Origin of the sequence: Glaciecola punicea ACAM 611 (genome assembly GCF_000252165.1) — a bacterium.
In the GTDB taxonomy this organism is placed as follows: domain Bacteria; phylum Pseudomonadota; class Gammaproteobacteria; order Enterobacterales; family Alteromonadaceae; genus Glaciecola; species Glaciecola punicea.
Window position 1 is genome coordinate 141,582 of record NZ_BAET01000013.1, and the last position, 17,740, is coordinate 159,321.

At 42.6% G+C, this 17,740-nt stretch carries 18 protein-coding genes and 1 other RNA gene; 12 read left to right on the top strand and 7 right to left on the bottom strand.

Annotated features, from left to right (window positions below; genetic code table 11):
- Positions 1-78: 78 nt before the first annotated feature.
- The 6 genes from GPUN_RS06755 to pspF all read right to left on the bottom strand — a co-directional run bounded on the left by GPUN_RS06755 (position 79) and on the right by pspF (position 6,662).
- Positions 79-867: an ATP-binding cassette domain-containing protein gene (locus GPUN_RS06755; protein ID WP_006004809.1), complete on the bottom strand. Its 789-nt coding sequence runs from the start codon at positions 865-867 to the stop codon at positions 79-81.
- A complete protein-coding gene (locus GPUN_RS06760) occupies positions 860-1,951 on the bottom strand; it encodes an oligopeptide/dipeptide ABC transporter ATP-binding protein (RefSeq protein ID WP_006004811.1) in 1,092 nt (363 codons plus the stop codon). The genes GPUN_RS06755 and GPUN_RS06760 overlap by 8 nt, the downstream gene beginning before the upstream one ends.
- Complete coding sequence (locus tag GPUN_RS06765) at positions 1,951-2,844, bottom strand: ABC transporter permease subunit (protein WP_006004813.1); 894 nt, start codon at positions 2,842-2,844, stop codon at positions 1,951-1,953. Before GPUN_RS06765 ends, GPUN_RS06760 begins: the two co-directional genes overlap by 1 nt.
- Positions 2,831-3,862: an ABC transporter permease gene (locus GPUN_RS06770; protein WP_006004815.1), complete on the bottom strand. Its 1,032-nt coding sequence runs from the start codon at positions 3,860-3,862 to the stop codon at positions 2,831-2,833. The genes GPUN_RS06765 and GPUN_RS06770 overlap by 14 nt, the downstream gene beginning before the upstream one ends.
- Positions 3,859-5,460: an ABC transporter substrate-binding protein gene (locus tag GPUN_RS06775; protein ID WP_040520552.1), complete on the bottom strand. Its 1,602-nt coding sequence runs from the start codon at positions 5,458-5,460 to the stop codon at positions 3,859-3,861. The genes GPUN_RS06770 and GPUN_RS06775 overlap by 4 nt, the downstream gene beginning before the upstream one ends.
- A 104-nt stretch (positions 5,461-5,564) precedes the next feature.
- Entirely contained in the window at positions 5,565-6,662 is a 1,098-nt protein-coding gene (pspF, locus tag GPUN_RS06780) for a phage shock protein operon transcriptional activator (RefSeq protein WP_006004817.1), read from the bottom strand.
- A gap of 230 nt (positions 6,663-6,892) precedes the next feature.
- On the opposite strand from pspF, the gene pspA reads away from it, so the two are divergent.
- From pspA to maiA, 6 genes are all read left to right on the top strand, one after another.
- Positions 6,893-7,600: a phage shock protein PspA gene (gene pspA / locus GPUN_RS06785; RefSeq protein WP_006004819.1), complete on the top strand. Its 708-nt coding sequence runs from the start codon at positions 6,893-6,895 to the stop codon at positions 7,598-7,600.
- Between the two features lie 83 nt (positions 7,601-7,683).
- Positions 7,684-7,926, top strand: coding sequence for an envelope stress response membrane protein PspB (pspB, locus tag GPUN_RS06790; RefSeq protein WP_051987306.1), 243 nt, complete (start codon positions 7,684-7,686; stop codon positions 7,924-7,926).
- The gene (locus GPUN_RS06795; RefSeq protein ID WP_006004823.1) at positions 7,923-8,393 is read left to right on the top strand and encodes a PspC domain-containing protein; all 471 of its coding nucleotides are present in this window, start codon (positions 7,923-7,925) and stop codon (positions 8,391-8,393) included. Before pspB ends, GPUN_RS06795 begins: the two co-directional genes overlap by 4 nt.
- Positions 8,394-8,537: 144 nt before the next feature.
- The gene (gene phhA / locus GPUN_RS06800; protein WP_006004824.1) at positions 8,538-9,347 is read left to right on the top strand and encodes a phenylalanine 4-monooxygenase; all 810 of its coding nucleotides are present in this window, start codon (positions 8,538-8,540) and stop codon (positions 9,345-9,347) included.
- Positions 9,348-9,525: 178 nt separating this feature from the next.
- The gene (gene tyrR, locus GPUN_RS06805; RefSeq protein ID WP_006004825.1) at positions 9,526-11,082 is read left to right on the top strand and encodes a transcriptional regulator TyrR; all 1,557 of its coding nucleotides are present in this window, start codon (positions 9,526-9,528) and stop codon (positions 11,080-11,082) included.
- Between the two features lie 72 nt (positions 11,083-11,154).
- A complete protein-coding gene (maiA, locus tag GPUN_RS06810) occupies positions 11,155-11,808 on the top strand; it encodes a maleylacetoacetate isomerase (RefSeq protein WP_006004826.1) in 654 nt (217 codons plus the stop codon).
- A 22-nt stretch (positions 11,809-11,830) separates the two neighbouring features.
- On the opposite strand, the gene GPUN_RS06815 is transcribed toward maiA, so the two are convergent.
- Complete coding sequence (locus tag GPUN_RS06815) at positions 11,831-12,289, bottom strand: Lrp/AsnC family transcriptional regulator (protein ID WP_040520558.1); 459 nt, start codon at positions 12,287-12,289, stop codon at positions 11,831-11,833.
- A gap of 303 nt (positions 12,290-12,592) precedes the next feature.
- Here GPUN_RS06815 and GPUN_RS06820 point away from each other — a divergent pair, with 303 nt between their 5' ends.
- From GPUN_RS06820 to GPUN_RS06845, 6 genes are all read left to right on the top strand, one after another.
- The gene (locus GPUN_RS06820) at positions 12,593-13,642 is read left to right on the top strand and encodes a Glu/Leu/Phe/Val dehydrogenase dimerization domain-containing protein (protein ID WP_006004828.1); all 1,050 of its coding nucleotides are present in this window, start codon (positions 12,593-12,595) and stop codon (positions 13,640-13,642) included.
- A gap of 208 nt (positions 13,643-13,850) precedes the next feature.
- An RNA gene (gene ffs, locus GPUN_RS13915) (signal recognition particle sRNA small type) lies at positions 13,851-13,947 on the top strand.
- Between the two features lie 721 nt (positions 13,948-14,668).
- A complete protein-coding gene (locus GPUN_RS06830) occupies positions 14,669-15,433 on the top strand; it encodes a DUF3450 domain-containing protein (RefSeq protein ID WP_006004830.1) in 765 nt (254 codons plus the stop codon).
- Positions 15,434-15,438: 5 nt separating this feature from the next.
- Positions 15,439-16,803 carry a MotA/TolQ/ExbB proton channel family protein gene (locus GPUN_RS06835; protein WP_006004831.1) on the top strand — a complete coding sequence of 455 codons (1,365 nt, stop codon included), beginning with the start codon at positions 15,439-15,441 and terminating at the stop codon, positions 16,801-16,803.
- 1 nt (position 16,804) lies between these two features.
- Positions 16,805-17,329: a MotA/TolQ/ExbB proton channel family protein gene (locus GPUN_RS06840; protein ID WP_006004832.1), complete on the top strand. Its 525-nt coding sequence runs from the start codon at positions 16,805-16,807 to the stop codon at positions 17,327-17,329.
- An 11-nt stretch (positions 17,330-17,340) separates the two neighbouring features.
- The gene (locus GPUN_RS06845; protein ID WP_006004833.1) at positions 17,341-17,739 is read left to right on the top strand and encodes an ExbD/TolR family protein; all 399 of its coding nucleotides are present in this window, start codon (positions 17,341-17,343) and stop codon (positions 17,737-17,739) included.
- Position 17,740: the final 1 nt, after the last annotated feature.

Consider the following 17,740-nt stretch of genomic DNA (forward strand, 5'->3'; position numbering starts at 1 on the left):
TAGACGGATGTCTAAAGGGCTATCAGGCTCCCATGATTGATAGAAATGATAATATATTTGCTATGTTGTGGGCTGAGATTACACTAAACTCGCATGCCGCTCCACCAAACTAAAATGCGACTGCACCAACTTCTGCGTTAACACCTCTTTGGGATCAGCAAGCACCTCCTCGGTTCTACCCGCCTCAATAATTTGCCCTTTATCCATCACCAGCACCCTGTCACTTATATGACGCACTATGCCAATATTATGCGATATAAACACAAAACCTAAGCCAAGCTCATGCTGCAGCTTCAAAATAAGATTAACGGTTTGCGAACGAACCGAAGGGTCAAGCGCGGCAAAGGGTTCGTCGGCAACTATAATTTTGGGGTCAAGGATGAGGGCGCGGGCGAGGGCGGCGCGCTGCTGCTGCCCGTCCGACATCATATGGCTATAATAATAATAATGGTCGCGTAATAGCCCAACGAGCTTAAGCGTTTCTTTAATTTTTTCTTGGCGCTGGGCTTCATCCAAACGGGTATTGAGTTTAAGCGTATTGTGCAGCACGCTGCCTAAAGACAACGCGGGATTCATGGCGCTGCTGCTGTGCTGCAGTATCATGCGTATGGGGTGTGAATGTGAGCTTTGCTGGCTTGTTTCATCGGTAATGAAGGTAATACTGCCTGAGCTTGGGCGTATAGCGCCGGCCAATACTTTTGCCGTTAAGCTTTTTCCTGCGCCGTTGTTGCCTATAATGGCAATGGTTTCGCCTTTCACCATGTCAAAGCTAATAGGGCCAAGCACAAAGGTGCGCGGTGCTGAAAACAAGCCTGTTTTCCTGCTGTTGGTATAGCTAAGATCTTTGACGCAGAGTATCTTAGTCATCGGCGCTATCCTCTTCTAAAGCAGGATTAATAAGGTTGAACTTTATCGGGTCCTGCTCACCGAACTTGTCGTCTGTAGGGTCCTTCTTGCCAGCTTTTGGTAAGTGCAGTGGATAATGGCAGCTATAATTATGGCCTTGAATGCTGCGCATTATAGGTACCTGTACACATTTTTTTCGTGCGTTAGGACAGCGTGGTCCTAAGCGACAGCCTGCTGGCAAATGCTGCAGGCTGGGAATTGTGCCGCTTAAGGCTGTTAAGGGGGATTTTGTTTTCAAGGCGCTTTGAAAGCTTGGCACGCTGTCTAAAAGTGCTTTTGTATAGGGATGAAGCGGGCGTTTTAATAAAGATTTTACCTTACCCGACTCAACCGTCTGTCCGCAGTAAAGTACGGTTATGGTGTCTGCAATAGTGGTAATAGCGAGTAGGTCATGACTCACAAATAAAATAGACAAATTTTTCGTTTTGTTGAGTTTTAACAATAGCTTTAGCACTTGCGTTTTGGTGGTACTTTCCATACCGCGGGTTGAGTCATCGGCAATTAAAATACGCGGCTCTGACGCAAGCGCCATGGCAATCATTATTTTTTGGCTTACATCGGCCGGTAATTGATAGGGATAGGAGTTCATCCAGCGATCATGCTCTCTTATGCCCACTTTATGCAGTAGACCAGTGGCTATTTCTTTTCGCTGCTTGTTGCGCTCCCAAAACCACTTTTTAGTGACAAACTCATCGGGAATACTCTCTTGTATCTGCTCGCCTAATTTCACAGACGGGTCGAGTGAGGAGGTGGGCTCTTGAAAAACTACTGCAATTTCGCGGCGCATTATTTGCCGGCGCTGCTCGTAATTCATTTTCAGCAAGTCTTGGCCTTTGTAGGTTAAACGGTCAGCTTTTACTCGCCAATGTTCGGGCAGGGCGCCAATAATAGCTTTTACCACCAAGGTTTTGCCTGAACCCGACTCGCCCACCAGTGCTTTTATTTCACCTTCTTGTAGCGTGAAGGTGACCTTTTCAAGCGCCTTGATTGTTTCGCCTGGCCCGTCTAGATAAAGCGTGAGGTTTTTGATGTCAAGTAAGGCCATTAGTGTTTAAACCTATTTCGTAGTGCGCTGCGCAGGCCTTCACCCACAATATTCACCGATAGCACCATCATAAAAATAACCAAGCCGGGCAGGGCAATCAGCCAAGGCGCTACGTAAGCGGCATTAAGGCTTTGTGACAGCATTTGGCCCAGTTCAATCGTAGGGTTTTGGGCACCTAATGACAAGAATCCTAAGGCTGAAATGTCCAAAATAGCGATTGATAACGCAATGGTGGCCTGTATAACAATTAGTTCAAACATGCCCGGTAAAATAGAGGTGAAAAAGATGCGCACTGAGCCGGCGCCGTCCAATTTGTCTAATAATACATAGTCTTTGCTAAGCTCTTCTTTCACAAAGCTTCGGGTTTGGTGAATAAATTGGGGAATAAGTGCAAGCGTAATAGCAAACATGCTGTTGTACAAACCAGTGCCCATTATAGCCACGACTATTATAGCGATTAGTAAGGTGGGAATAGACATTATAGAGTCAAATAGGTGATTCACTATGCTTGAACGCACACCCCTTAATAAACCCGCCAATGCGCCAACGCCTACACCAATAATCATGGCCACAAACACAATAAATAAGCTGCTGCCCAAGGTTACCCGAATGCCATACAGTAAACGTGAAAATACATCGCGCCCAAGCGCGTCTGTCCCAAGCAAATGGGAAACAGAACCGCTGGCTTCCCACGCCGGCGGCAGCAATAATGCATTGGTGTTTTGAAGATCAGGGTTATATGGTGCCACGATAGGCACCAGCACCGTGATCAGCAAAAATATGATAATAAAAATCAAGCCAACTACGGCCAAATGGCTGCGCTTAAACTCTATCCACACGTTTTCAAGCGGTGAAGCATGATACTCTTCTTGGTATAAATCAAACCGCTGCACGGGCTGTTTCGTCCTTAGTTGGGTCGATGGCTCGAGTAATGAATTCAAGAGTAATGGTTAACGTTAACACAAATAACGCCACCACCAACATACCGGCGCGAATAGCCGGATAATCTTGTTGATAAATCGCCTGAATGAGCCAGTTACCTATTCCAGGCCAAGAAAATATCGTTTCTACAATCATTGCGTTTGTGACTAATGTTGAAATTTGCAGCGCTAATATAGGCAATATGGGAATTAAGGCGTTTTTAAAGCTGTGTTTGATGAAAATTTGCCATTGTGTAAACCCGCGCGATTTTGCTGCAATTATGTAGCCTTTTTGCATAACATCCATTATAGAGCGGCGGGTAAAGCGAATAAACAAACAAGTGGTCACAATCGATATCGACAAAGTGGGCAGTATCGCGTGGCGAAACGCATTTTCTATGGCCTCTTTTGTATTGTTCAAATCTGACAGTATAATGTCTATAAACACGAAGCCCGTGATATGTTTAACTTCAAACAATAAATCGATTCTTCCACTCATGGGCAGCCATTCAAGCTGCAGGCAAAACAGAGTGATAAATACCAGCGCGAGCCAAAATACAGGAAAGGAATAGCCCACAATGCTAAACGTCACTACGCCCATATCGGCTGGATTATGGTGTTTTAACCCTGATAAAAAGCCTACCGGAATACCCACAAAAGTGGCCACAAAAAGAGCGTATAGCATTAGTTCCAAAGTCGCTGGAAAAGCGTAAGCTATTTCGTCATATAAATTTAGCTGCGATACGCTGCTAACGCCCCAGTCGCCTGCAAAAAAGTTAGAAAGGTATACTTGAAACTGAACAAAAATACTTTCATTTAACGCAAACGCTTTCTCCAAAGCTTGTCTTTGCTCAAGGCTTTGTGGGGTAATGCCAGAAATATTGGTGAGTAAATCGCCCGGGAAAAAGAAAGGCAGCATAAACGAGAGTAAAACTAAAGCAAATATGGTTATCACCATTAAATTAATGTAGCGAATGAAGAGCTTTATCATGGCATGCGCTCTACATTGTCAAAGCCAATGCCGCCAAATGGGTTAATTTCCATGCCGGTTATATCACTGCGTAAGGCTTGGTATTGATAAGCATGGGCAATAGGCATTAGCGGCATTTGTGCAAACAACAGTTCGTTGGCTTGCTTGTATATTTGTTTACGTTTTTCAAAGTTGTCGGTCAATAAGGCCTGTTGTACTAGTGCGTCAAAGTCTTTATTACACCACATGGCACGATTGGTGCCAGAGGGTATAGCATCGCAGGTTAGCAAGGGGCGATAAAAGTTATCGGGGTCGCCGTTGTCTGCATTCCAGCCTATTAACACACTGTCGTGCATGCCTAAGGTTAGGTTTTCTCTAAATATGTTCCAGTCATAGCTGATAATATTTAAGGTGATGCCAATTTCGTTCAAGTAACTTTTGATGAGCTGCGCCATTTTCATCGCATTAGGGTTATAAGCTCGCTGTACCGGCATAGCCCATATGTCCATGGTAAAACTGTCTGGTAATCCAGCTTCATCTAACAATTCTCGGGCTCGCACGGGGTTATATCCAAGCTCTGGGGCGTCGCTTTGATAAGCCCACGACGCCGACGGTATAAGACTCTTTGCCCGCGTGGCTTGACCTAGAAAGACCGCTTCTAGTAAGGATGTTTTGTCGACCGCTAGCACCAATGCTCTGCGAACCTTGGGATCATCAAAAGGGGCTTTGCTAGTATTAAAGGCCCAAAAGCCGATGTTTAGGCCGGGTTTTTCCAACAGGGTTAAGTCGTCTCGCTCGCTTATAACGGCTAGGTCGCTCTGTGAGGTGAATGCAATGGCATCGCATTCACCGGTAATCAATTTAGCCATACGTAAAGACGGTTTAGGTGTTATATCAAAAATAAGGTGTTCAGCCCCTGTGGTTGGCAGAAAATAATCGGGGTGGCGGATATACCGTATGTATTGATTTTGTTTATATACGGAAAATTTAAAAGGGCCGGTGCCTATTGGATAATAATCAATTTTACTGGGCGTGCCAATTTCGAGTAAGTTTTGCGCGTACTCCTGCGACAAGATAACTGAAAAGTCGGTGGCTAAGTTGGCCAAAAATGCACTGTCGGGTGTGTATAAAGTAATTTCAACTCTGTAGCCATTGATGCGTTTTACATCTTTAATGGTTTTATCTAAACCCAGGCTATCAAAATAGGGGTAGATGCCACCGCTTACTTCGTGGTAGGGGTGTGACGCTAGGCGCCATCTGTTAATACTAAAGATAACGTCGTCTGCATTGAAGGTGCGCGTTGGTGTAAAGTAGTCAGTTTGATGAAAAGCGACGTCGCGCTGTAGTTGAAAAGTGTAGGTTAAACCATCGTTACTTACTAGCCAACTGCTAGCAAGACCTCGCTCAATGCGTCCATCTGTGGGATTAAATTCCAGTAGGCGATCGTATAGCTGATGAGCAGACGCGTCGGCGGTTGTACTTGAAGTATCAAGCTGGGGATTAAAATAAGTGGGGTTACTCTCCGAACAAAAAGTAATGGCGTCATCGTTTATATTACTTTGTTTACCACAGCCTGCTAATAAAAAAATAGCGCACAGTACGCGGCACAAATACCTCATAAACCGGCTTGTGCAATCGCCGAAATTGCTGATATTAAAGCCGCGATCCCCGCAAATAGTCATGCTATTAATACGCTCATGTAATAAACCACCCTTGCCAGACATTACATTGACTCAGTATTCTCAAGTAGATTATACTTTTTCAAGTACCCTCTTAGCTGATGATATGTCAGCGACAATTTTTCTGCAGTCTTTTTTTGATTATATTGCGAATCTTTAAGTGCCTGCTGCAGCATACTAATTTCATAGTCTTGAGAAGTTTGTTTCAAATCTACCGGAAACTCAAAGTCATTAGCAGGAAAAATACCTTTAAAAAGGTCCGTTGCAGCAACAATATCGGCGCTTGCCTTAGGTTTTTTGGGCATAAGATCCTGTGTTGCTGCGGCATTTGTTGTGGCAGACTTAGCGCGCGATGAAGGACGAAATTTAGAATCAAAAGGGTCCAATATTATATCATGCACGGGTACGTTGGGCGGTGTTCTATACACCGCTCGTTCAACCACGTTTTTTAATTCTCGTATGTTGCCTGGCCAATTGTAATCAAGTAAAAGGTCGCGAGATTTTTTACTAAAGCCTGCAAACAGCTCGAGTTCGAGCTCCCTTGCCATATTGATAGCGAAGTGCTCTGCTAACATCATAATATCGGCTTTTCTCTCGCGCAGCGGCGGAATGGTGATGACATCAAAGGCTAAGCGGTCTAGAAGGTCGGCCCTAAAGTCACCTGCTTGGGCTAAGGAAGGCAGGTCTTCATTGGTGGCAGCGATTATTCTCACATCTACTTTTACTGGGCGTGAGCCGCCCACCCGTTCAAATTCACCGTATTCTATTACGCGAAGCAGCTTTTCTTGAATTAAGGTAGAAGTATTGGCTAGTTCATCTAAAAACAAAGTGCCTTGGTCAGCATATTCAAAGCGGCCTTCTCTGCGTTTGCTAGCGCCAGAAAATGCGCCGGCTTCATGACCAAATAGCTCGGACTCAAGCAAATTGTCGTTTAAGGCTGCGCAGTTTAATTTTACGTAATTTTGTTCCCAGCGCTTTGACAAAAAGTGCAGCCTAGCAGCAATGAGTTCTTTGCCTGTGCCGCGCTCGCCTATTACCAATACAGGTTTGTCTAAGGGAGCCACCATGGAGGTTTGTTCGAGTATTTCTAAAAAGCTATTGGCTTGGCCAATCAAATTATCGTTTTGTTTGAACATGCTCATAATAAAGCCTAAGTATTTTGGTCAAAATAACTAAAACTTAGTGTACTTTAAAAGTTAGAGAATTGCCTGTTAAATTCTAAAAATAATATTATGTAACTAAATCATATATTTACTGGTTTTTAGTAAGTTGGCAAGCATATTGTATAAGCACTAAATAGACAAGACATGATACCAAATTGTGATTTATCGCGAATTGTTATTTTAAGCATCAACTAAAGAGGTATTGCACCATGGGAATTTTTTCACGTTTTACTGATATCATCAATTCGAATATCAACGCTATATTAGATAAAGCTGAAGATCCAGAAAAAATGGTACGCTTAATCATTCAAGAGATGGAAGATACCTTGGTAGAAGTGCGCTCTGCATCGGCAAAGACCATTGCTAACAAAAAAGATGTAGTGCATCAAATCAACAAATATGAAAGCCAAGCAGCTGACTGGGAAGCTAAGGCAGAACTCGCCTTAAGCAAAGAGCGCGAAGATTTAGCCAGAGCGGCTTTGCAAGAGCGTAAGAAAGCGGCTGAAGCAGCAGTTACCTTAAATAATGAACTAGGGTTGATTGATAGTGAGCTAAGTAAACTGCAGACCGAAACTGGTCAGCTTCAAGATAAACTAGCGGATGCAAAAAGTCGTCAAAAGACCATAATTATGCGTCAAAAAACAGTAAGTTCTCGGTTGGAGGTCAAAAAGCGCCTTGACTCAAGCACAGTTGATGACGCAATGGGACGTTTTGAGCAGTTTGAACGCAAAATTGGTGACTTAGAGTCGCAGGTAGAAGCTTATGATGTAGGCACGCGCTCTTTAAAAGACGAAATAGCACGTCTTGAAGCCGACAGCAAAATTGATGACGAATTGGCCGCTCTTAAGCAACGAATGAGTGCTAATAAAGCGAAGGCCTCGGGCGTATCTGATGTAAGTCAGGCTAACAAAGCATAAGGTTATTATTGCCAGCATGTTTGAAGGAAAAAATTCATGCATGCAAGCTTAATGCATAGCCTTATCAAAACGAAGGAAGGAGAATGATAGTGGGAAGTTTTTTTACATTAACAGGTGTAACTCTTGTAGTGTTTATGATATTCGTCGCCCCCATTTGGCTAATATTACATTACCGCAGCAAAAAGCAAGTCAGCCAAGGCTTATCTGAGACTGAGCTTCGTTCATTGCAGAACTTAGCTGAAAAGGCTGAACTTATGGCAGATAGAATTCAAACCCTCGAAAGTATTTTAGATGCCGAGGCCCCAAATTGGAGGAATAGAGCATGAAACGCGGCGAACTATTAAGAAACAAACGCAATGGTAAAATAGGCGGTGTATGTGCAGGGGTAGCCGACTACTTTGGCATGGAAGCGTGGTTAGTAAGAATTCTGACCATAACTGCTTTCTTATTGTTAGCAGGACCATTTGTGTTAGTAGGCTATATAGCGTTATGGCTGATTTTAGAAGATAAATCAGGGGCAAAATCGCATACATCTAGCCATAAAGGTTTTGTAAATGCTCAGCAAAGCTCAAATACGAGCACTTATGACGGCAAAGGTTTTAAAAATTCTCCCTTTGACGATTACCATAAAGTCGAAGTGAAATCAAAAGTGTGGCAGTCTGGGGTGCCTCCTCGTCAAGCGTTTATTGATATAAAGCAGCAGTATGAGAACGTCGAAAATAAACTCAGAAGGCTAGAAAGTTATGTCACGTCTAAAGAGTTTGAGATTAACCGTGAAATAAACCGACTTTAAGCATTGCTGCGCGCTTTGTATTTAATTCCTTACAATAACACGTGGTAATACCAGTTGCAGTAACGCCAAATATATAGGCCCTTTCCCCCTTATTGATATATACCTAGGGCACATTATTTTACAAAAAGGGCGTGTGCTTAGGCTATGTCAACGCAATCAAAATATATTTCCAAACAGGCCGATAATAACGGTATTATTCATTGGTCCAAAGAAGAAAACCAGCGCTGGCAGAGTTTATACGATCGTCAAATGAAACTTCTTCAGGGCAGAGCATGTAAACAATATATGCACGGCGTTGATTTATTGGGCATGACAGCTAATGAGATCCCACAGCTCAAAGATATAGACAAAGTGCTTCTAGCTACAACAGGCTGGCGCACAGCGCCGGTACCGTCGCTGATTAACTTTACTGAGTTCTTCACCTTACTGGCTAACAAACAGTTTCCAGTGGCTACGTTTATCCGTAGTGAAGAGGAATTTGACTATCTGCAGGAGCCTGACGTTTTTCATGAAATTTTTGGTCACTGCCCCTTATTGACTAATCCTGCATTTGCGCATTTCACGCATACCTACGGTCAGCTTGGCTTGGCAGCGAGTAAAGAAGATAGAGTGTTTTTAGCGCGTTTATATTGGTTCACGGTAGAGTTTGGTTTACTAAGTACGCCTGAGGGTTTGCAAATATATGGCGGTGGTATTCTATCTTCTCCGGGTGAAACCATACATGCACTTGAATCTGACTCACCCATTAGGCAGCCGCTTACGCCTTTAGACGCTATGCGCACGCCTTATAGAATTGATATAATGCAGCCTATCTATTACGTGCTTGAGCAAGGCAACGATTTAGACGAAATGGCCAATATGGACTTGATGGCGCTGGTAGAAGAGGCGAAAAAGCTTGGTTTATTTACGCCTAAATTTGCTCCTAAAGTAAGTGTTCAACCGGCTATAAGTTAGAGCGGCGTGCTTTTTGTGAAAAGCTTGTGACAGCTGCGTTACAGGCTTTTAAACAAACATTAAAGTTTAGTAATAATGCGCTTTAGCAGCGCTCTTTCTTGATCTGCCTATCGAGTTCCTCGTAAACATGAACATACAAGTAATTATATGTTTACATGCGTACTAGGAGATATCAGTTATGCGTTTGGAAATTAGCTGCGAAGATAGAACAGGGATCACGCAAGATGTACTAGACGTGCTCAACGAGTATGAAATAGACTTACGTGGAATAGAAATAGATGAATTGGGAAAGCTATTTTTGGATTTCCCCACCATAGAGTTTTCAAATTTTCAAAATCTCATGTTAAAACTACGCCGAGTAGAAGGCATTGTAGATGTGCGAACCACCCCATTCATGCCCATTCAGCGTGAGCGTAATCAGCTGCGAACCTTGCTTGAGACATTGCCTGACCCCGTTTTTTCAACCGATGCCAACGGTAAAATAATTTTATATAACGATGTGGTGGCTTCCACTTTAGAAATGTCGGCAGATGAAATTCGAGAGCTCAATATCGATGATCTAATCGAAGGCTTTAATTTTACCAAATGGCTACATTCTAAATCTGTCAGCCCGCAAACGCACAAAGTGCAGTTTATTCAGCAAGACTATATTGCCGATTTGTTGCCTGTTAACATTCCTGACAATGGTAAAAATATACTCGCAGGGGCTGTTGTAACCTTAAAATCCGAAGTAAGATTAGGCGCTCAAATCAATGCGTTTAGAAAACCTGACTCGGGGAGCTTTGATAATTTTGAAGCAAATTCTACCGCTATGAAACGGGTAGTCAGAGAAGCCAAGCGTATGTCTGACTTAGACGGCAATATTTTAATCACGGGTGACACTGGCACCGGCAAAGAACAAATAGCAAAAGCCTGCCACGATAATAGCAGGCGTTCAGACGGTGAGTTTGTGACTTTAAATTGTGCCTCTTTGCCCGACGAGGCCGCTGAAACCGAACTCTTTGGCTATGCTGTGGGTTCAGCAGAAGAATCAGAAGGTAAAGCGGGACTGTTTGAACAGGCCGCAGGCGGTTCCATATTATTTGATGAAGTGTCTGAAATGTCGGTATCCCTGCAGGCGAAGCTACTGCGAGTGTTAGAATATGGCACTTATCATCAACTTGGAGACAGTCGGGTTAAGTATATAGACTGCCGTATTATTTGCACAAGCTGTAAGGATCTATCACAGTGCGTTCAAGACGGTACATTCAGAGAAGATTTATACTATCGCCTAAACGTATTGGGTTTAGTTGTGCCATCTTTGCGTGAAAGGAAGGCCGATATTATTCCACTTGCAAACAGTATTGTGCTTCAACACAGTAAAAAATTGAGTATACAGGCGCCCAAGCTGAGTAAACCTTGTATAGAGTATTTAGAGTCATATCCTTGGCCCGGCAATATAAGACAGCTAAAAAATGCACTTTACAGAGCGATTTCTCTCATAGACGGCAATGAAATTACAAAGGAAGCTATTCAATTACCTAGCTGTACAGCAAGCGTGACTTATATCGATGAAAACTTCGATGGCACACTTGAGCAGGAAGTAAAACGTTTTGAGCGGGATATGCTCAAACGGCTCTATCCTTCTTACCCAAGTACTCGTCAATTAGCGCGAAAACTAGGTTTGAGTCATACCGCCATTGCTAACAAGCTTAGAGAATATGGTATTAGTAAACACTCGGTTAAAATGCAGTAGTAGTTAAGGGTAGGTGCACCTGCACCTGCTTTATGTGATACTGAAGGAAGGAAATCAATCGAGACATTTAACATGAATATAAAGTTATATAGTTATTGGCGTTCTTCTGCTAGCTATCGCGTAAGAATTGCGCTTAATTTAAAACAATTGGAATACGAGTATGTCCCTGTGCATCTTGTTAATAGCGGTGGTGAACAAAAAGGCGATGCATACAAAGGCTTGAATCCGTCTATGTTGGTGCCGACATTTGTTGATGAAAATGAAGATGTTATACTGAATCAATCTCTGGCTATAATTGAGTATTTGGATGAAAAATATCCAAGTGAATCGCCATTTTTACCTCAGCACAGCTTGGACCGGGCACGCATAAGAATGATCGCACAAGATGTATGTTGCGATATACAGCCGGTGTCTAACCTACGTGTGTTAAATAAACTAAAAAGTGAGTTTAATGCCAACGGTGACGCTGTCACAAAATGGTCACATGACGTGATACACGCAGGTTTTGAAGCAATAGAAAGCAGATTGGGCACAAGAGCAGGAAAATATGCATACGGCTATGATGTTACTCTCGCCGATATATGTATAGTACCTCAGGTTTACAATGCGCTACGATTTGAAGTAGACATGAGCAAGTTCCCAACGATACATAAAGTGTATAACAATTGTCAGAAACTGCCTGCCTTTATCGACGCCGCGCCACAGAATCAGCTCGACGCTCCTTAAATATTGCGTATTTAGGGATTGTTTAGATAGGCAGCGCGGTGGTATTTTTCACTTGCTTTAGTGCAAACGTGGAGCTTATATGGTCAACAAGTGGCAAACTTGTCAACTTTGTTTTAAGTAACAGTTCATACTCTTCAATACTTTGCACAATTACCTTCAACAAATAGTCCTTTTCGCCGCTGGTAGTGTGACATTCAACCACCTCGTTTATGTCTTGTACTGCATTCTCGAATTTTGTGAGTGAATCACCGTCATGATTTTTGAGCGTTACGTAAATAAACACCGAAACCCCTAAATTGAGTTTCTTGGCGTCAAGTAAAGTGACTTTTTGGCGAATAATGCCGTCGGCCTCCATCCGCTTTACCCGTCGCCAGCAGGGTGTATGAGACAAGCCGACATGCTGGCTAAGTTCAGCCATAGAAACGGTCGCATCTCGCTGCATTACCCGAAGTATTTCGCGGTCAAATTTATCTAGCTTTATAATCACATTTTCTTTTTGCATAGTGTTTATCATTTAAATAAGGTTAAGTTAATTTTAAGTATATAAAAATCGTTACTCACAACGGTTAGGATCCTATAGCCTTAGTATAGGATGAATATCCTATAAATCATAAATAAATATATGATTATGTGAATGTTCGTTTAGCATTCTGGTGCAATAGCAAGACCTATCCTTTGGTATTTCAGATATCATGATCACCAAAGCAGTGATAATGGATGCTATGAGGAAAACAGATCCGAGACAATGCGGATTCTTGAAACAGTAAAAATAATGAGAAGCAAAATGGCCTTATTTGAACACTCTGATTTTGACAATCACGAACAAGTTGCATTTCACCATGATAAATTAACAGGCCTTAAAGCGATTATCGCTGTGCATAACACAAATTTAGGCCCCAGTTTAGGCGGCTGTAGAATGTGGCCATATGCCTCAAGTGACGAAGCGCTAACGGATGTGTTAAGGCTGTCAAGTGGTATGTCTTATAAGGCTGCCATGGCTAATTTACCGAAAGGTGGAGGAAAAGCAGTTATCATTGGCAATCCGCGAGAGCATAAGAGTGAGGCGTTAATGCAGGCAATGGGCCGCTTTGTTGATAGTTTTAATGGTCGTTATATTATTGCTGAAGACTCAGGTATAAACGTACAAGATATTAATCAAATGGCCAGCCAGACGAAATACGCGTCAGGTAATAAAGCGCGCTACTCAGTAGACGGCACACAGCCAGATGGCAATCCAGGCCCATCGACATCATACGGCGTGTTTTGCGGTATTAAGGCCGCTGTAAAGCATCTTTATGGCAGCGATTTACAGGGTAAAACTATTGCTATTCAGGGGGTTGGAAATGTGGGGCTTCGCTTAGCCAAATACCTTCATCAGGCCGGCGCTCACATATTCGTTTCTGATATTTTCGAGGAAAACCTACTAATTGCGCATGAAGAATTCGGCGCTACCATAGTGGATAATAAAACTATTCATAGCCTTGATGTAGACGTGTTTGCCCCTTGTGCACTGGGCGGTGCAGTAAATGAAAATACAATAGAAGCGTTTAAGGCAAAGATCATAGCGGGCGCTGCCAATAACCAACTGGCTAACAGCACTATGGATTTAGCATTGATGAATAGACGTATTACTTATGTACCAGACTACGTGTTAAATGCGGGCGGCATTATCGATATTCATCATCAGACCCTTGACGATAGCAGCGATGAAAAGTTAAAACATCAGATTAGCAATATTGGCAATACTGTAGTTACGGTATTGGAGCAAGCGCAAGAACAAGGCTTACCGACGCAGCAAGTTGCTAATAAAATTGCGGCGAGTCGATTTGGTTAAACAAGTAAAGGTTAAAAAATACTGTGCGTAAAATGTACGTTTTATAGCGCTCAGTATTTTTTGTCAATAAACACAACAGCAATTTAGTATACATAATGTGCAATCAGGCGTTTACGGCTTATAAAACTAGGGTCACTGCTTGCATAAACAGCATGAACTCGGCATAATGCGGCGGCCTTGATAATATTTTTCAAGGTTCTATGGTAAACTCTGGTTCTCTCGCAATGATACATTGGGAACTCGGTCAGACCCGGAAGGGAGCAGCCGTACTAATGGACTCATGTGCCGAGATGTGGCTGGGGTTTGCCACCACTTATTTCTCTTTACTTGCTAGCGTCAAACTTATCTAAAAAATCTGCACCGGATTGCACTGCACCAATTACATTGAGCCTCATTTTTTGACTTTCTGAGTTGGGTAAGTAAAATGCCGCAGCGAGCGCATATCTTATTTACCGTGGTGATAGCTGATTCAAAGCTAGACGGGTAAGGTCGGCCAAATAGTCGTGGCCTTTTGCTGTTTCCAGCCCCATTTCCACAATATGTTTAAATACCATATGTTCATGATAATTAAGAATATTATCATCTAATTTCATCTGTTTTCTCATTTGACGGGCGTGAGTAAGCCAATATAGCTGTGTAAGTCGTGTAACGGCGCGGTGATAATTTTGATGAATTTTTTTGCAACTGCTGTGTAAGCGTAGTTTGTCGTAGGTTAAGCAAAAGAAAATCGGCTAAGGCGCTGCGACGAAAGCAATTTACTAAATAATTTGTTAACGCTAAATATGTTTTAACAAGATACTTGGTAATGAACTATTGACAACAAATCACCTTTAGCTAAAAATCAAGAAAAATATAAACACTTTTTTTTGTTTAAGGGTGTCGAGTTTCTTGACATTTATGCAACATCCTGTGAGTATTTATAGGTGTGCCGGACTTTGTAATGGCATAAATATAAATAACTATAAACCTTATTAGGTCCCACAGTGGCCTTAACAACAGACTTTAATGGTTGGGAATATGTCCAAAATGAGCAATAGAACTCAAATCGCAGCTTGCATTGTTGGTGCTTTAGCACTTACATCAGCAAGTATGGCCTTTGCCGGTCCGCTAGAAGAAGTGCAAACGGAACAGCGTAAAATCCATGTGGCAGCGGCTCAGTCTCAAGAAAAGATAAATGGTCTTTTTGAGCAATCTCAAGAGCTGTTGATTGATTATCGCGCGGTTGTCGATCAAACAGAGAATCTTAAAATATACAATGATTACGTTGCCCGGCTGGTTACCGACCAACAGCGTGTGGTGGATTCTTTGCAGCGTCAAATAGACTCAATTGAAGAAACCAAACAGAATATTGTTCCGCTTATGGGCCGCATGATAGACAGCTTAGAGAAGTTTATTAACCTAGACGTTCCGATCAATAAGCAAGAGCGTCTTGATCGTGTTCAGCGTTTACGTGACGTAATGGGTAACTCAAGTGTCACTGTTTCTGAGCAGTTTCGTTTAGTGCTTGATGCATACTCAATTGAAAATGCATACGGCACCCGCATTAATGCATACGAAGGAAATATTCAGGTAAACGGTGAAGATATTTCAGTTGAGTTCTTTAACCTTGGCAGAACAGCATTGCTAGCGTTAACGCTTGATCAGCAAACAGCTTGGGCTTGGGACAATGACACCAGAAGCTGGCAAAAGTTAGGCGATGAATATCTCAATTCAGTTATTCAAGCAACCCGTATGGCAGGGGGTCTAGTACCCGAAGACTTAATTAAATTACCAATCAAAGCGGCGGAGTAAGGTAAATGAAAACAACAATAAAAGCGCTTATCGCAACTGCTTCTATCACTTTGATGGCGAGTATGGCCAGTGCACAAGCACCGGCACCAACTAGTTTGCAAGAATTACTTAACCAAGTTAAAAATGATCGTGTGTCTGAAGCACGTGTTAATCAAGAGCGTGAGGCAGAATTTACCAGTGCACGCGCTGACAAGCAGGCACTTTTGCGCAGAGCTCAAGGGCAATTAAGAGATGAAGAGCAACGTGGTGATCGTTTAGGCGCACAATTTGCCGCAAACGAACAAACCATCATAGACAAAGAAATTGAGTTAGACCAAGCAAGCGGTACTTTAGGTGAAATGTTTGGCGTAGTACGCCAGGCATCAGCCGATGCATACGGCACCATATCAACTTCTATAGTTAGTGCTGAATTTCCAGGTCGTGAGTCGTTTCTACAAGAAATGGCACAAGACTCTAAGGGCCTTCCTAACATTCGTGAGTTAGAAGAGCTATGGATTTCATTGCAAACTGAAATGACTGAGTCTGGCCAAATATCTAAATTCACTGCTGACGTAGTCGATTTAACAGGTGGTTCGTCGTCTCAAGAAGTGTTACGCGTGGGTACGTTCAACTTAATTGGTGAACAGGGATATTTAGTGTTTGATGAAGCCACACAGACTATCCGTCCTTTAGGTCGCCAGCCGGACGGGCACCAGGTAGCATCAACACAAAACTTATTAAATGCCACTAGTGGATTTATACCGACGTTTGTTGACCCATCACGTGGCGTGATACTAAACTTGTTCAAGCAAAAAGCCACCATGTCTGACCGTTACCATCAAGGTGGTTTAGTTGGTTATATAATCACGGTTATGTTAGCAATTGGTTTATCAATTGGTGTTTTTAAAATTGTTCAGCTAACGATTGTTAGTGGCAAAATGAGAAAACAAATGAACAACATCGACAATCCATCCAATGCCAACCCACTAGGGCGTATATTAACTGTTTACAATGCCAACAAAAAAGCTGATGTAGAAGGGTTAGAGTTAAAACTCGATGAAGCCATTCTCAAAGAGCTACCGCGGGTAGATGCAGGGGTCAATATTATTAAGATATTTGCTGCAATTGCACCGCTGTTAGGTCTTCTAGGTACGGTTATAGGGATGATTGCGACGTTCCAACAAATAACCTTGTTTGGAACGGGTGACCCACGCATTATGGCGGGTTCGATTTCTATGGCACTTGTAACCACTGCCCAAGGTATAATCGCAGCATTGCCGCTAATACTGATGCACAGCATTGTTGCAGGTCGTGCTAAGTCGATTGTTCACATACTTGACGAGCAGACTGCAGGCGTTATCGCTGCGCATGCAGAGTCGGAGAAAGCATAATATGTTATTCCTAGTAGGCTTATGGGAAACGGTTAGAGAATTCTTGTCAGCAGGAGGCGACGTACTGTATTTTGTTGCCGGCGCTCTCTTCTTAATGTGGGCATTAATGATAGAGCGCTATTGGTATTTAACGTCGGTTTTTCCACCAATAAGAAAGAAAATTATTGATGATTGGGAAGCGCGAGTTGACACTACCTCTTGGCATGCACATAGAATTCGTGAGGCATGGATTTCACAAGCCTCTGACGGTTTGACCGCTAGACTGATAATAATCAGAACTTTAGTCGCAATGTGTCCTCTAATAGGGTTATTAGGTACTGTAACAGGAATGATTGGCGTATTTGAGACAATGGCCACCCAAGGTACTGGTAACCCAAGATTGATGGCTGCGGGTATTTCGATGGCAACTATTCCCACAATGGCAGGAATGGTTGCAGCTCTGTCTGGATTATTTGTAAGCTCACGCATTGAAGCAAAAGCTAAGAATTTGAAAGAGCAGTTAGTCGACAGCTTGCCACATAATTAAGAGAGGTTGTTATGGGACGTAAAGTTAGAGAACTTCAAGATGATGCAGCAATTGATATGACGCCAATGCTCGACATTGTGTTTATCATGCTCATATTCTTTATTGTAACAACAGTATTTGTTAAGCAAGCCGGTATTGACGTAAACAAACCTGAAGGCATAACTGCAACTAAATTCAAAAATGCGAATATTTTTATTGCGGTCACTGAAGATGGTGCAGTGTGGATTGATCGCCGTGAAATTTCGCTAGAAGCAGTCAGGCCTAACGTAGAGAAATTATTGTTAGAGCAGCCTACTGATGCCGTATACATAGAGGCAGACGTGAAAGCGAAACATGGTGTAGTAATCAAAGTAATGGATCAGGTTAAACAGGCTGGTGTTGACAAAGTCGCTATTGCGGTAAGGAGTTAAT

Bases quoted from the DNA above. Each gene is read 5' to 3' on its own strand.
- GPUN_RS06755 (WP_006004809.1), bottom strand. From the start codon at position 867: ATGACTAAGATACTCTGCGTCAAAGATCTTAGCTATACCAACAGCAGG.
- GPUN_RS06760 (WP_006004811.1), bottom strand. From the start codon at position 1,951: ATGGCCTTACTTGACATCAAAAACCTCACGCTTTATCTAGACGGGCCA.
- GPUN_RS06770 (WP_006004815.1), bottom strand. From the start codon at position 3,862: ATGATAAAGCTCTTCATTCGCTACATTAATTTAATGGTGATAACCATA.
- GPUN_RS06775 (WP_040520552.1), bottom strand. From the start codon at position 5,460: ATGAGGTATTTGTGCCGCGTACTGTGCGCTATTTTTTTATTAGCAGGC.
- pspF (WP_006004817.1), bottom strand. From the start codon at position 6,662: ATGAGCATGTTCAAACAAAACGATAATTTGATTGGCCAAGCCAATAGC.
- pspA (WP_006004819.1), top strand. From the start codon at position 6,893: ATGGGAATTTTTTCACGTTTTACTGATATCATCAATTCGAATATCAAC.
- pspB (WP_051987306.1), top strand. From the start codon at position 7,684: ATGATAGTGGGAAGTTTTTTTACATTAACAGGTGTAACTCTTGTAGTG.
- GPUN_RS06795 (WP_006004823.1), top strand. From the start codon at position 7,923: ATGAAACGCGGCGAACTATTAAGAAACAAACGCAATGGTAAAATAGGC.
- phhA (WP_006004824.1), top strand. From the start codon at position 8,538: ATGTCAACGCAATCAAAATATATTTCCAAACAGGCCGATAATAACGGT.
- tyrR (WP_006004825.1), top strand. From the start codon at position 9,526: ATGCGTTTGGAAATTAGCTGCGAAGATAGAACAGGGATCACGCAAGAT.
- maiA (WP_006004826.1), top strand. From the start codon at position 11,155: ATGAATATAAAGTTATATAGTTATTGGCGTTCTTCTGCTAGCTATCGC.
- GPUN_RS06820 (WP_006004828.1), top strand. From the start codon at position 12,593: ATGGCCTTATTTGAACACTCTGATTTTGACAATCACGAACAAGTTGCA.
- GPUN_RS06830 (WP_006004830.1), top strand. From the start codon at position 14,669: ATGAGCAATAGAACTCAAATCGCAGCTTGCATTGTTGGTGCTTTAGCA.
- GPUN_RS06835 (WP_006004831.1), top strand. From the start codon at position 15,439: ATGAAAACAACAATAAAAGCGCTTATCGCAACTGCTTCTATCACTTTG.
- GPUN_RS06840 (WP_006004832.1), top strand. From the start codon at position 16,805: ATGTTATTCCTAGTAGGCTTATGGGAAACGGTTAGAGAATTCTTGTCA.
- GPUN_RS06845 (WP_006004833.1), top strand. From the start codon at position 17,341: ATGGGACGTAAAGTTAGAGAACTTCAAGATGATGCAGCAATTGATATG.